13 protein-coding genes are annotated in these 13,146 nt (G+C 63.8%); 7 read left to right on the top strand and 6 right to left on the bottom strand.

The features are described from left to right. Together NVV79_RS11360 and NVV79_RS11355 are read right to left on the bottom strand one after the other, a co-directional pair. On the bottom strand, positions 1-930 hold the full coding sequence (locus NVV79_RS11360) for a LysR family transcriptional regulator (protein ID WP_303989322.1): 930 nt from the start codon (positions 928-930) through the stop codon (positions 1-3). A 77-nt stretch (positions 931-1,007) separates the two neighbouring features. After that, the gene (locus NVV79_RS11355; RefSeq protein ID WP_303989320.1) at positions 1,008-1,526 is read right to left on the bottom strand and encodes a DUF6622 family protein; all 519 of its coding nucleotides are present in this window, start codon (positions 1,524-1,526) and stop codon (positions 1,008-1,010) included. 110 nt (positions 1,527-1,636) lie between these two features. Between NVV79_RS11355 and NVV79_RS11350 the strand changes: the two genes are divergently transcribed. After that, positions 1,637-2,410 carry a LytTR family DNA-binding domain-containing protein gene (locus NVV79_RS11350; RefSeq protein WP_303989318.1) on the top strand — a complete coding sequence of 258 codons (774 nt, stop codon included), beginning with the start codon at positions 1,637-1,639 and terminating at the stop codon, positions 2,408-2,410. Here NVV79_RS11350 and NVV79_RS11345 read toward each other — a convergent pair. Beyond that, positions 2,407-3,447 carry a rhodanese-related sulfurtransferase gene (locus NVV79_RS11345; protein ID WP_303989315.1) on the bottom strand — a complete coding sequence of 347 codons (1,041 nt, stop codon included), beginning with the start codon at positions 3,445-3,447 and terminating at the stop codon, positions 2,407-2,409. The two genes, NVV79_RS11350 and NVV79_RS11345, sit on opposite strands and share 4 nt — an antisense overlap. A gap of 61 nt (positions 3,448-3,508) precedes the next feature. Here NVV79_RS11345 and NVV79_RS11340 point away from each other — a divergent pair, with 61 nt between their 5' ends. From NVV79_RS11340 to NVV79_RS11330, 3 genes are all read left to right on the top strand, one after another. Further along, positions 3,509-4,546 (top strand): aldo/keto reductase, encoded by a 1,038-nt coding sequence (locus NVV79_RS11340; RefSeq protein WP_303989312.1) that lies wholly within the window; start codon positions 3,509-3,511, stop codon positions 4,544-4,546. Between the two features lie 177 nt (positions 4,547-4,723). Beyond that, the gene (locus tag NVV79_RS11335; protein WP_303989309.1) at positions 4,724-5,698 is read left to right on the top strand and encodes an aldo/keto reductase; all 975 of its coding nucleotides are present in this window, start codon (positions 4,724-4,726) and stop codon (positions 5,696-5,698) included. A gap of 201 nt (positions 5,699-5,899) precedes the next feature. Next, on the top strand, positions 5,900-8,806 hold the full coding sequence (locus NVV79_RS11330; protein WP_303989306.1) for an insulinase family protein: 2,907 nt from the start codon (positions 5,900-5,902) through the stop codon (positions 8,804-8,806). Between the two features lie 155 nt (positions 8,807-8,961). Here the strand turns inward: NVV79_RS11330 and NVV79_RS11325 are convergent, their stop codons facing one another. Then, positions 8,962-9,261 (bottom strand): hypothetical protein, encoded by a 300-nt coding sequence (locus NVV79_RS11325; protein ID WP_303989303.1) that lies wholly within the window; start codon positions 9,259-9,261, stop codon positions 8,962-8,964. A gap of 289 nt (positions 9,262-9,550) precedes the next feature. On the opposite strand from NVV79_RS11325, the gene NVV79_RS11320 reads away from it, so the two are divergent. The 3 genes from NVV79_RS11320 to NVV79_RS11310 all read left to right on the top strand — a co-directional run bounded on the left by NVV79_RS11320 (position 9,551) and on the right by NVV79_RS11310 (position 12,603). Beyond that, positions 9,551-10,558 carry a ligase-associated DNA damage response exonuclease gene (locus NVV79_RS11320; RefSeq protein ID WP_303989300.1) on the top strand — a complete coding sequence of 336 codons (1,008 nt, stop codon included), beginning with the start codon at positions 9,551-9,553 and terminating at the stop codon, positions 10,556-10,558. Then, positions 10,555-12,132 (top strand): cisplatin damage response ATP-dependent DNA ligase, encoded by a 1,578-nt coding sequence (locus NVV79_RS11315; protein ID WP_303989297.1) that lies wholly within the window; start codon positions 10,555-10,557, stop codon positions 12,130-12,132. The genes NVV79_RS11320 and NVV79_RS11315 overlap by 4 nt, the downstream gene beginning before the upstream one ends. Positions 12,133-12,315: 183 nt before the next feature. After that, positions 12,316-12,603: a UvrB/UvrC motif-containing protein gene (locus tag NVV79_RS11310; protein WP_303989294.1), complete on the top strand. Its 288-nt coding sequence runs from the start codon at positions 12,316-12,318 to the stop codon at positions 12,601-12,603. Here the strand turns inward: NVV79_RS11310 and NVV79_RS11305 are convergent, their stop codons facing one another. Together NVV79_RS11305 and NVV79_RS11300 are read right to left on the bottom strand one after the other, a co-directional pair. Continuing rightward, positions 12,604-12,867 carry a Txe/YoeB family addiction module toxin gene (locus NVV79_RS11305; RefSeq protein WP_303989292.1) on the bottom strand — a complete coding sequence of 88 codons (264 nt, stop codon included), beginning with the start codon at positions 12,865-12,867 and terminating at the stop codon, positions 12,604-12,606. Further along, positions 12,864-13,118: a type II toxin-antitoxin system Phd/YefM family antitoxin gene (locus tag NVV79_RS11300; RefSeq protein ID WP_303989290.1), complete on the bottom strand. Its 255-nt coding sequence runs from the start codon at positions 13,116-13,118 to the stop codon at positions 12,864-12,866. Before NVV79_RS11300 ends, NVV79_RS11305 begins: the two co-directional genes overlap by 4 nt. Positions 13,119-13,146 lie beyond the last annotated feature (28 nt).

Genomic DNA, 13,146 nt, shown 5'->3' with positions numbered 1-13,146 from the left:
TCAGGCGGCGCCCTTGAGCGCCTCCAGTCGGTTGTCCACGATCACGCCGACGCTTTCGCATTCGCGGGCGATCTCGGCGACGAAAGCGGCCAGCATGGGTCGTTCAAGCGCGGCCGGGGAGCGCACGACCATGGCGGTGTCGCGGTGCAGCGGTTCGAAATCGACCGGGGCGATTTCCACCAGCCGGCCGGCCTTCACGTCGTCGGCCACGGCGGAATTGACGAAGAAACCCAGGCCCTGGCCCTTGATGGCCAGACGCCGCGCCGGGCCGGTGGGCAGTTCGACGCTGGTTTTGGCCAGGCGCACCAGGGCGGCGGCCGTTTCGGGCTCGGCCTGCCACCAGCGCAGCGAAATCACCCGCGGCACCAGCGCCAGCACTTCGTCGATGCTGGGCTGGACAGATAGCTGCGCCGCGATTTCGGGGGCTACGACGAGCGGCACGCGCTCGCGCATGATGACCAGCGGCACCAGATCGACCACGAGCGGGTCGATATTGGGCCAGCAGAGGATGCCCATTTCGACGTCGCGTTCATGCAGCATGGCGGCGATCTGGGACTGGCGGCCCTCGCTCACCACGACATCGACGCCGGGATACTGTTCCTGGAAGCGCAGCAGCGGTTCGGTGATCAGCGGCGAGACCAGGCTGCGCAGCGAGGCGATGGCGATGCGGCCGCGCTCCACCCGCCGCAGGGCCTCGCGGCCCTCCTGCGCCGTGCCGATGATGCGCCGGGCAAAGGGCAGGAAGGTCATGCCCTGGTCGGTCAGTGAGAGCGTGCGGCCGCGCCGAAACAGGGATACGCCGAGCAGGTTTTCCAGCGCCCTGATCCGCATCGAGGCCGTGGCCTGCGTGATGTTCAGATAGGCGGCCGCACGGGTGAAGCTCTGCTCCCGCACGATGCGGTCAAAGGTGCGAAGCTGGTCGAGGTCCATCGGTTTGGCTTATGATGCTAGGCAAATTCACGGAGGAATTTCAGCCTAGCATCGACAATTGCAATGGGGAAGGCCGCTTACGCCGCCAGGGGCGCCGGCGCCAGCATTACGCGCAGGCGCAGCACGGTGCGGGTAACCAGCATGGCGGTATTGAAGGCCGAAAAGGCGCCCATGACGACCAGGAATGGGGCGCTGGCGGCCAAAGCGGGCGCCATGATGCCGGCGACGATGCGGATATAGCGGGTCGCGAACACCACGAGAATGACGAAGAGCGTCGTCCATTCGCCCGGCAGCCTGATGCGGCCATTGCCCAGGTTGATGGCCGGGTTGCGATGCTCCAGCGCCAGTCCGGCGGCAATGCCGGCCAGCACGCCCAGCATCAGGCCCGCCAGAATGGCGGTCGACAGGCCCGAACTCAGCACCGACCACAGCGTCAGGCACAACAGCACGCCCGGCATCAGCAGCAGGCGGGTAAGTCCCGCATCGCGCGGAACCGTGCTGCCCAGTCCGCGCCAGATGAGGAACAGCAGGATGAGCCAGACCCAGAAGGGGGTATTGGCGAGGATCTGGGCGAGGGTGGCGAAAAGATTGGTCATGAAGGGCTTCCTTTGTTATGGCCGCCAGTCGTGGCGGGCTTGCCGGAAGCCGGTGTGGCGCTATGCTCGCGCCGCCTCAAACGACAATGCGCCAAAGGACGGTTGCCTACGTGAACGGATCGCCCCTGCATTCTGCGCTGCGTGACATGCAGGCCAGCCTCACCTCGCCGCGCGTATTGACCGGCATGGCCGCCGCCAGCCTGGTTCTGGGCGTGTCGGGACCCTTTGAAACCATGAGCCAGTTCGACCTGCCGGGGCGGCTGCTCTACTGGCTGGCAATCGTCGTGCCGAGCTATGTCGGCAGCCGCGCCGTCGCCCGCGTGACGCTCGATCTGCTGGCCGGCCGCGTCGCCGCGCTGCCCCAGCGCATCGTCATCGCCACGCTGGCGGCCAGCATCCCGTCCTGGCTCGTGGTCTATGGCGTCGTCCTTTTCGCTTCAGGCGGCATGCCCGTGCCCCCGCAGCGTATCTGGCTCTATTGCCTGGTCGTCGCCGGCGCGATCGTGGTCATGACCGTGGTCATGAAACGCACCGCGCCCGCTCCCGAAGCCGCTGCGCCGCCGCCGGCGCCGCCAGCCGTGCTCGAACGCGTGCCCCATCCGCAGCGCGGCAAGCTGCTCCACCTGTCGGTATCCGACCACTATGTCGATGTGGTCACCGACCGTGGCCACGCTTTGGTGCTGATGCGCCTGTCCGATGCCATTCGCGAAACCGGCGCGGTGCCGGGCCTGCAGATACACCGGGCCCATTGGGTGGCGCTGGATGCCGTGCGGCAGGTTCATCGCGGCAATGGCAAGGTGGCACTCGAACTGACCAATGGCACGCGCCTGCCGGTCAGCCGCAGTTTCATGCCGGCGGCCCGGCAGGCCGGGCTGGTGGTCTAGTCTTTGCGAGCGCGCTCGCGGTCGGCCGTGCGGCGGGCCAGCTTGGCTGCCTTGTTGCGGGCCGCGATGTCGCTGGCAGCATCGCCCAGATGCGCCTCGCCGCGCCGGGCCGCCAGTTCCATCTGTCTGGCGCGCTCCACGGCGGCACGACGTCTGGCCCCGTCTTCGGCGCAATGGGGGCAACTGATGCCTTCGACATAATCAGGGGCGGCGCGGTCGGCTGATGTCAGCGGGTGGCGGCAGGCGCGGCACAGGGTGGCGTCGCCTTCGGCCAGGCCATGGGTGACCGAGACGCGCTCGTCGAAGACGAAGCATTCGCCGCTGAAGCGGCTTTCGCTTTCCGGCACGGTTTCGAGATATTTGAGAATGCCGCCCTTGAGGTGGAAGACTTCCTCGAAACCCTGGCTGAGCAGGTAGCTCGATGCCTTTTCGCAGCGGATGCCGCCGGTGCAGAACATGGCGACCTTCCTGTCCCTGACAGGGTCGAGATGGGTGGCCACGTAATCCTTGAATTCGGTGAAGTTCTTGGTCGCCGGGTCCAGCGCGCGCTGGAAGGTGCCCAGGCCGACTTCATAGTCGTTGCGGGTATCGACCAGTACCACGTCGTTGCGGGTGATGAGGCTGTTCCAGTCCCCGGGCTCGACATAGGTGCCGACTGTCTTGGCCGGGTTGGCCTCGGGTGCGCGCAGGGTGACGATTTCGGGCTTGAGCCGCACTTTCATGCGCAGGAAAGGCATGGTGCTTGCGGTGGAATATTTGACTTCCGCGCCGGCGAGGCGACCGGCGAACAGCGCGCCCGACAACAGCATGCCGGCCAGTGCGTCGATGGCCTCCGCGGTGCCCGCTACCGTGCCGTTGATGCCTTCGGGCGCCAGGATCAGCGTGCCCTTGATGTCGCGGGCGCAGCAGAATTGGGCCAGCACCGGCCGGATGGCTTCGGCGTCGGGCAGGTCGGCGAATTTATAGATTGCCATCACCTTGTATGGCTGGATGGCTTGGGGCAGATTAGCGTTCATATCGCGCGTCGGTTTCGTCATCGGCCCGCTCATATCATTGCCCGCCCACCGGGCCAAATCGAGAAATCGTTGGGAGACCACCATGACCTATCGGGCCGATACGGCGCGCTATGACACGATGCAATACCGGCGCTCGGGCCAGTCCGGCCTCAAGCTGCCAGTCATCAGCCTAGGCCTGTGGCAGAATTTCGGCGGGACGCGCGACTATCCCAGCGCCATGGAAATCCTCGGCTATGCCTTCGACCAGGGCATTACCCATTTCGATCTCGCCAACAATTACGGGCCGCCGGCGGGTTCGTCGGAAGAGCTGTTCGGCCAGGTCATGGCGCGCGATTTCCGCCCCTATCGCGATGAGCTGATCGTTTCCACCAAGGCCGGCTACAATATGTGGCCGGGGCCCTATGGCGAATTCGGCAGCCGCAAATATGTGCTGGCCAGCCTCGACCAGAGCCTGAGGCGGATGGGGCTCGACTATGTCGATATCTTCTATTCGCACCGCTACGATCCCGAAACGCCGCTCGAGGAAACCATGGGGGCGCTGGCCCATGCGGTGCGATCAGGCAAGGCGCTCTATGTCGGCATTTCAAGCTATCCGCAAGCCGAGACGCGTGAGGCCCATCGCATCCTCAAGGAAATGGGCGTGGCGACCACGATCCATCAGCCCAGCTATTCGATGATCAACCGCTGGATCGAGAACGACCATACGATCGATGCCTGCGGGGAATTGGGCATTGGGATGATCGCCTTTTCGCCGCTGGCGCAGGGCGTGCTGTCGGGCAAGTATAATTCGGGCGACAGATTGGGCACGCGCGGGGAAAATCCCAATGGCTCGCTGCGCGCCAGCCATATCGAGCCGCGCGTGCTCGCCGCCGTCGACAGGCTGGGCGACATCGCCCATAGCCGTGGCCAGACCATGGTGCAGCTTGCGCTGTCCTGGGTGCTGCGGCGACCGGAAATGACCTCGGCACTGATCGGGGTGCGCAATCTCGACCAGCTCAAGGACAATCTGGGCGTGCTCAACAATCTGAGCCTGTCGGAGGAGGAAATCGCCGCTATCGACGAAGCGACGAAGGATGGCCAGATGGAACTGCATCCGCGCCCCACCGGTTGGCTGCGCTAAGGACCAGTCGGCATTCAGCTGATGCTGGCCTGCAAATTGCCGGTTCTCTGCGCTTCCGGTCCTCACGTACTGATGTACGCTCCGGTCCGGTTCTCGAGAAACAGCATTTTCGGCTCAGCCTGAGCTGAATGTCGACCGGTCCTCGGTGGATAGGTGGTGCGGCATAAGGAGAACAAGATGAAGACGCGGTTGCTGGGCAAGACGGGTTATGAGGTCAGCGAAATCGGGCTGGGCTGCTGGCAGCTTGGCGGGGATTTCGGGCCGGTGGGGGACGAGACGGCGGGGGCCATTCTCGATGCGGCCAATGCGGCGGGCGTCAATTTCTGGGATACGGCCGATGTCTATGGCGGGGGGCTGAGCGAAAGCCGGATCGGCGCGCATGCCAAGGGGCCCGGCGTGCATGTGGCGACCAAGCTGGGGCGGGGCAGCGGACTGTTTCCCGACAAATATTCCAAGGACGGCATTCGCGCGAGCCTCAAGGGATCGGCCGATCGGCTGGGCGTGGCGGCGCTGGACCTGGCGCAACTGCATTGCGTGCCGCGGGCCGTGCTGGAGGATGGGGCCATCTTCGGGTGGATGGATGAGCTCAAGGCGGAGGGGCTGGTGCGGCATTGGGGTGCCAGTGTCGAGACGATCGACGAGGGGCTGATCTGCCTGGAGCAGGCGGGCTGCGCGACCCTCCAGATCATCTTCAACCTGTTCCGGCAGGATGCGGCCAAGGAACTGCTGCCGAAGGCGGCGGAGAAGAATGTGGGCATCATCGTGCGGCTGCCGCTGGCGAGTGGGCTGCTGAGTGGGAAATTCGACAAGACGACTCGGTTCGAGGCGTCGGACCACCGCAATTACAATGCCGATGGCCAGGCTTTTTCGGTGGGCGAGACGTTTTCGGGCATCCGCTTCGAGCGTGGCGTGGAGCTGGTGGCCGAATTGCGCGGGCTGGCGCCCGAGGCGCTGCCGATGAGCCAGTTCGCACTGCGGTGGATACTGGATCATCCGCAGGTAAGCACTGTCATTGCCGGGGTGAGCAAGCCGGAGCAACTGGCGGACAATGTGGCGGCCAGCGAACACAAGAGCCTGTTCCCGGCGCTGATGGGGCAGTTGGGGGAATGGTATGAGAAGGAAGTGAAGCCGGAGATCAGGGGCGGTGTCTAGAATGCCCGACCTCGTGGTTCGAGGCTCGCGAAGAGCTCGCACCTCACCATGAGGTCTCAAAACACGCTGTGGCTCCAGTAGCCCTCATGGTGAGGTGCGCCCGCTTGGGCGCCTCGAACCACGAGGGCGTGACGCCCCTAGCGCATTGCGCCTGCCATCCCTACCTTGTCCTGAACAACAAGAACCCGCCCGAGTAGTCCCATGTCCCATCCCGCTTTCGAACTCATCCGTGACGAACAGATCGCGGAGGTGAACAGCCAGGTGCTGCTCTATCGACATCGGAAGACCGGGGCGGAAGTGCTCAGTCTCGTCAATGACGATGAGAACAAGGTGTTCGGCATCACCTTCAAGACGCCGCCGGAGGATTCGACGGGCGTTGCGCATATTCTCGAGCATTCGGTGCTGTGCGGGAGCCGGAAATATCCGGTGAAGAAGCCGTTCGTGGAGCTGATCAAGGGGAGCCTCAACACCTTCCTCAATGCCATGACCTTTCCGGACAAGACGGCCTATCCGGTGGCCAGCCAGAATCTCAAGGACTTCTACAACCTGGTGGATGTGTATCTGGACGCGGTGTTCTTTCCGCTGATCAGCGAAGACACGTTCCGGCAGGAAGGGTGGCACTACGAGCTGGAGGATGCGGGCTCGCCGCTGGTCTACAAGGGCGTGGTGTTCAACGAGATGAAGGGCGTGTTTTCGTCGCCCGACGCTGTCATGCGCGATATTTCGCAGCGCTCGCTTTATCCGGATGTGACCTATGGCAAGAGCTCGGGGGGCGATCCGAAGGTCATTCCCGCGCTGAGCTACCAGCAGTTCAAGCGCTTCCATCAGACCTATTATCATCCGTCCAATACGCGGGCCTTCTTCTCCGGCGATGACGATGCGGGGCAGCGGCTGGCGATACTGGACGAGTATTTCTCGCAGTTCGAGCGGGCGCCTGTGGATGCGGAGGTCAAGCTGCAGCCGCGGTTCAATGCGCCGCGGCAGGTGGTGGCGACTTATGCCGGGACCAAGGATGCGGGCAAGGCGCGGGACGGGATGGTGTCGGTCAACTGGATGATCGATCCGCCCGCGGACCGGACCGAGGCGCTGAGCCACGGCATGCTGAGCTACCTGCTGGCGGGCAATCCGGCGGCGCCTTTGCGCAAGGCGCTGACCGAGAGCGGGCTGGGCGAGGGCATGACGGGCGGCGGGATCGGCAACGGGCTGCGGCAGCCGATGGCGAGCTTTGGCATGAAGGGCATCGACCCCCAGGATGCCGGGAAGGTCGAGGCGCTGATCCTGTCGACGCTGGAAGAGATTGCCAGCAAGGGTTTTGTGCCCGAGCAGCTCGAGGCAGCGGCCAATACGTTCGAGTTTTCGCTGCGCGAGAACAATACCGGGTCCTATCCACGCGGCATGGTCTACATGTTCAACGCGCTGGGGACGTGGCTGCATGAGGGCGACCCCCTGGGGCAGCTCAAGTTCGAGGACGCGCTCGCCGACCTCAAGGAGAAGGCCGGCAAGGGGCATTTCACCAGCGAAATCCGGCGGCTGTTCCTCGACAACACGCACCGTACGACGGTGACGCTCAGCGCCGACCCGGAGCAGGGCGCGCGGGAGGCGGCGAAGGAAGCCGAGATTCTGGCCGGCGTGCGAGCGGGGCTGGATGAGACGGCGCTGCAGGCCGTTGTGGCCGAGACGGACAGGCTCAAGGCGTTGCAGGAAGAGGTGGACGACCCGGCGCTGCTGGCCAAGATTCCGACGCTTGGTCTGGGCGACCTGCCGCGCGAGAGCAAGACGGTGCCGATCGAGATCGGCCGGATGGGCGCGGCGCGGCTGTTCTACCATGACCTGCCGACGCTGGGGATCGTCTATCTCGACCTGGGCTTCGACCTGCATGTGCTGGACAAGGACCTGCTGCCCTATCTGCCGCTGTTCGGGCGGGCGCTGCTGCAGACGGGGACGAGCAAGGAAGATTTCGTGAGCCTGACGCAGCGCATCGGGCGCGCGACGGGCGGCATTGCGCAGCATCGGGGCCTGTCGGCGCGGCAGGGCAGCGATGGCAGCGCGGCGTGGTTCTTCCTGTCGGGCAAGGCGGTGCCGGATAGAGTCGAGGAAATGCTCGCCATCATGGGCGATGTGCTGCTCGATGCGCGATTGGATAACCGGGCGCGGTTCAAGCAGATGGCGCTGGAGGAAAAGGCGGGCTTCGAGGCGCGGCTGGTGCCGGGTGGTAATGCTATCGTCAATACGCGGCTCAATGCCGGGCTGACCGAGGCGAGCTGGATCGCCGAGCAGTTGGGTGGGGTGAGCTATCTCAATTTCCTGCGTGAGCTGGTGCAGCGGGTGGAGAGCGATTGGGACAGTGTCGAAGCGGCGCTGAAGCGCATTCGCGATACGCTGTTCAATCGTGGGCGCATGGTGGTGAATGTCACAGCCGATGGGACGCTGTGGGAGCGGGCGAAGGGCGAGATCGAGGGATTCCTCGGGCGGCTGCCGGATGGGGACTTTGCCTTTGCCGACTGGGCCATCGATTATGCGCCGAAGTCGGAGGGGCTGATCATTCCGGCGCAGGTCAATTATGTGGGCAAGGGAGCCAACCTGCGGGCGCTGGGTTTCGAAATGACCGGCGCTTCGGCAGTGGTGCTGAAATTCCTCAACACGACCTATCTGTGGGACAAGGTGCGGGTGCAGGGCGGGGCCTATGGCGGGTCGAGCCGGTTCGACCTGACGAGCGGGAATTTCAGCTTTTTGAGCTATCGCGATCCGAACCTGCTCAAGACGCTGGACGCCTATGACGGGGCGAGCAAGGCGCTCAATGCCGGGATCGGGGAGAATGACCTGACGCGCTCGATTATCGGGGTGATCGGGGATGTGGACGGGTATGAATTCCCCGATGCCAAGGGCTATTCCTCGATGTGGCGGCAACTGACCGGGACGACGGATGCGATCCGCCAACAGCGACGTGACGAGATTTTGGGGACATCGGTGGCTGACTTCAAGCGCATGGCTGAGGCGGTGGATGCCGTGGCACGGCATGGGTATGTCGTGGTGCTGGGCGGGGAAGCGGCGATATCGGCGGCCAACGAGAAGCGGCCGGGATTGCTGGAGGTGAGCAAGGTGATGTGAGGCTGGCTCCTGCGCCTCCCTCCCCCTTGTGGGGAGGGATCGAGGGTGGGGGTGTCAGCGCACCGAGTCTGCGGAGAGATACCCCACCCGACCCCTTCGGGGTCACCCTCCCCACAAGGGGGAGGCAGACGCCGACTGATGGTGTGGCGCCTGGTTCAGGCCGTCTTATCGATAACCTTGCCGGTATCGGTCGACGCCTGCAGGGCTTCCATCATGCGGCGCTTGATTTCGCCCTCGACGACCTGACGGTCTTCGGGGGACATGGCGGCGATGTCCTCTTCGCTCATCTTCATGTCTTCGAGGATCTTGTCGCGCAGGCGTTCGAGGGGCGACTTTTTGGCGATTTCGAGGAATTCTTCCTCGGCGCTTTGGGGCCTGAGCTTGCTGGTGGCATCGGGGCCGAGCAGGTTGCCCAGCGGGAAGGAGCGCATATTGGCGGAAACGGAGAAGGACATGGGCGCCTCGGCAATAAACTGCCGCTGGTCATCCAATTTTCATGCCATTGCCACGGGGCCGGATTTGCGGAATTTTCCGGGCTGCTGACAGGGACTGACGCTGCCGGCAGGCAGTTTGTGCCGGCTCGAACCTGCCCACTCAGGACGCTCGAAGCATAGGATGACGCAGAACCCCTCACCCTCGAAAATCCTCTGGACGAGGATTTTCTATCCCTCTCCCACAAGGGGAGAGGGGGAATATGGCGGCTCCGGTGTGAACCTGTCCTGAGCAATTGCGTTAGGGAATGCCATGGCCAGTCCTATCCTTGACCGTAACCTGCATATCCGCGCCATCGACGCTTATATCGACCCGTCCGTGCCGCGGGAGCGGGCGATCATTACGCATGGGCATGCCGATCATGCGCGGAGTGGCCACAAGGCGGTGCTGGCGACGCCGGACACGATCGCCATCATGAAGGTGCGCTATGGCGAGGATTGCGCCGGCAGTTTCGAAGCGCTGGATTTTGGCGTGCCATATCGCATCGACGATGTGACCATCACCTTTTATCCAGCCGGGCATATATTGGGTTCGGCGCAGGTGCTGGTGGAGCAGGGCGGGCAGAGGGTGGTCGTGACCGGCGACTATAAGCGGCTCGCTGATCGCACGGCGCAACCGTATGAGCTCGTGGAATGCGACCTGCTGGTGACCGAGGCGACGTTCGGGCTGCCGGTGTTTCAGCATCCGCACCCCAGCGTGGAGATTGCCCGGCTGCTGAAATCGGTGGCGGACCAGCCCGAGCGGAGCCATCTGGTGGGGTGCTATGCGCTGGGGAAGGCGCAAAGGGTGATCGCGCTGCTGCGGGATGCGGGGTGGGACGCGCCGATCTATCTGCATGGGGCGATGCTGCGGCTGTGTGCGCTATATGAGGAATTGGGGGTTCCGCTGGGCGCGTTGCGGCCGGCGCTGGATGTACCCAAGGCGGAACTGGCGGGGCAGATCGTCATCGCGCCGCCTTCGGCGATCCGCGACCGCTGGAGCCGGCGGTTTCCCGATCCGGTAACGTGCCAGGCCTCGGGCTGGATGAGTGTGAAGCAACGCGCCAGGCAGGCGCTGGTGGAATTGCCGCTGGTGATTTCGGACCATTGCGACTGGGGCGAATTGCAGCAGACCATCCATGAGACCAAAGCCGAGACCGTGTGGGTGACGCATGGGCGGGAGGATGCGCTGGTCTACTGGTGCCGGTCTCAAGGACTCCAAGCCGAGCCGCTCAATATCCAGGGCTTCGAGGACGATGGCGGGGAGGGCGAGGCGGAATGAAGCGCTTTGCCCAATTGCTGGAACTGCTGGCGCTGACGCCGTCGCGGACGCGCAAGCTGACGGCGCTGACGCAGTATTTCCGCGAGGTGCCGGACCCGGATCGCGGCTATGCGCTGGCGGTGCTCACCGGGGCGCTGAGCTTCCGCAATGTGAAGCCGGCTTTGCTCAAGGAGACGGTGTTGCGTGAGGTGGACGAGACGCTGTTCGCCATGAGCTACGACTATGTCGGCGACCTGGGTGAGACGATTGCGCTGATCTGGCCGCATCACGGGCAGCAGGGGGATTTGCCCTCACTGACGGAACTGATCGAGCTGTTCAACACGACATCCAAGTCGGACTTGCCGAAGCTGATTGCGGCCTTGCTGACGCAGGCCGGGATCAACGAGCGCTGGGCGCTGGTGAAGCTGGCAACGGGGGCGCTGCGGATCGGGGTTTCGGCGCGGCTGGCCAAGACGGCGCTGGCGGAAATGAGCGGGGTTGACGTGCAGGAGATCGAGGAGGTGTGGCATGGGCTCAAGGTGCCGTATCTCGATCTGTTCGCCTGGCTGGGTGGCAAGGCGGGGCGACCGGATATCGACCAGTCGGCGCGGTTTCATCCGCTGATGCTGAGCAATCCCATCGACGAGGAGAAGGATCTGGCGCGGCTCGATCCGCGGGATTTTGCGGCGGAGTGGAAGTGGGACGGGATACGGGTGCAACTGGTGCTGGGCGGGGGCACGGTGTCGCTGTTTTCGCGCACGGGGGATGATATCGCACCGGCCTTCCCTGACATTGTCGAGAATGTGCATGGGCTGGGCGTGCTGGATGGCGAATTGCTGGTGGGTCGGGATTTCGAGGCGGGTTCGTTCAACGATTTGCAGCAGCGGCTGAACAGACGCGTGGCGAGCGCCAAGCATCTGAAGGAGTCGCCGGCCTTTATCCGGGTCTATGACATGCTGTTCGATGGGCGCGAGGATATAAGGGCGCTTGAATGGACCGAGCGGCGGGCGCGCCTGGAAGCGTGGTTCGTGGGCAATCCGCAGAGCCGGCTCGATCTGTCGGAAGTGCTGCCGTTTGCGGACTGGGACGACCTAGCGCGGCAGCGGCGGCAGGGGGCGGACGAGCATGGTCATGAAGGGGTGATGATAAAACTCAGGACCTCGCCCTATGTGCCGGGACGGCCCAAGGGCTACTGGTTCAAGTGGAAGCGGGACCCCAATGTGGTCGATGCCGTGCTGATGTATGCGCAAAGGGGGCATGGCAAACGGTCGAGCTTCTATTCGGATTACACGTTCGGCGTGTGGAAGGGGAATGAGATCGTGCCCATCGGGAAGGCCTATTTCGGCTTTACCGACGAGGAGCTGAAGCTGCTCGACAAGTGGATCAGGGCCAATACGGTGCAGGCCTTCGGGCCGGTGCGCGAGGTGAAGAAGGAACTGGTGTTCGAGGTGGCTTTCGACTCGGCGCAGGAGAGTACGCGGCATAAGTCCGGGGTGGCACTGCGGTTTCCGCGGATCAATCGGATACGCTGGGACAAGCCGGCAAGCGAGGCGGCGACGCTTGAGGATATGATGGTGTTTATAGGGGCGACTTAGCCACCGAAGATGCAGTCGTCTCCCTCCCCTTGTGGGGAGGGATCAAGGGTGGGGAGTCACGGGCACTGTGTTTGCGGAACCATACCCCCACCCTGCTCGATTCAACGGACTTAGCAAGCTAAGTCCTATCTCGCTTCCCTCCCCACAAGGGGGAGGGTGGGTCCTGTGAATGCGGAGAGTATGATGTCATCACGATCCATTCATGAGCGCCTGGTGTTGCTGGAAAAGCAGATGCAGGCGGCGGCGGAGGCAATGGATTTCGAGGCGGCGACCGCGTTGCGCAACGAGATGGCGCGGATCAAGGGGGAGGCGCCGATACAGGAAGGCGATCCCGATACGGTGACGGTCAGCCAGCCGCCGCCGGGGGCGATGGGGCTGGGGACACAGGTGCCGGTGCGGCAGCCGCCCAAGGGCTGGGTGAAGCCGAAGAAGCCGGATCTGATGACGAAGAATGTGAAGGGGCGGAAATAATCAGCGGCGCTCGTAGTGGAAGCGGCACTGATTGATCCAGAGCACATCGCCTTCGAGCCGATAGACCAGGCGGTGTTCCTTGCTGATGCGGCGCGACCACCAACCCTTGTGATTACCCTTCAGCGGCTCCGGTTTTCCCAGGCCCGAAAATGGTGAGCGCCGACAGTCCTTGATGAGGGTGTTGAGCTTTCCGAACAGATCGGGGTCATTGGCTTGCCAATATTGGTAGTCTTCCCAGCCCGGCTCGGTGAAGAGCAGCTTCATTCCGGCCAGTCGGCCGCAATGCCGCGCCCGGCTTCAAAATCCGCATTGCCCCGAGCCAGACGCTCTGCATTTGCCTGGGTGCTCGAGAGGTGGAGGGTTTCCTTCCAGGATTCGAACTCTGCCAGGGACACGACAACGACAGGCTCCTTGCCGCCGGTCCTGGTAACGATCAGCGGCTCCATATCGGTCACGACGGCATCGATATCGGCGGCGATATTCTTGCGAAAGTCGGAAATGGATTTGGCACGCATGGGTTATCTCCTTGCCAGACTACGTACG

This window comes from Devosia ginsengisoli (genome assembly GCF_024707105.1).
GTDB classification, from domain to species: Bacteria; Pseudomonadota; Alphaproteobacteria; order Rhizobiales; family Devosiaceae; genus Devosia; species Devosia ginsengisoli_A.
Note: the sequence above shows the minus strand (reverse complement) of the source record. Positions and strands in the feature narration are given on the sequence as shown.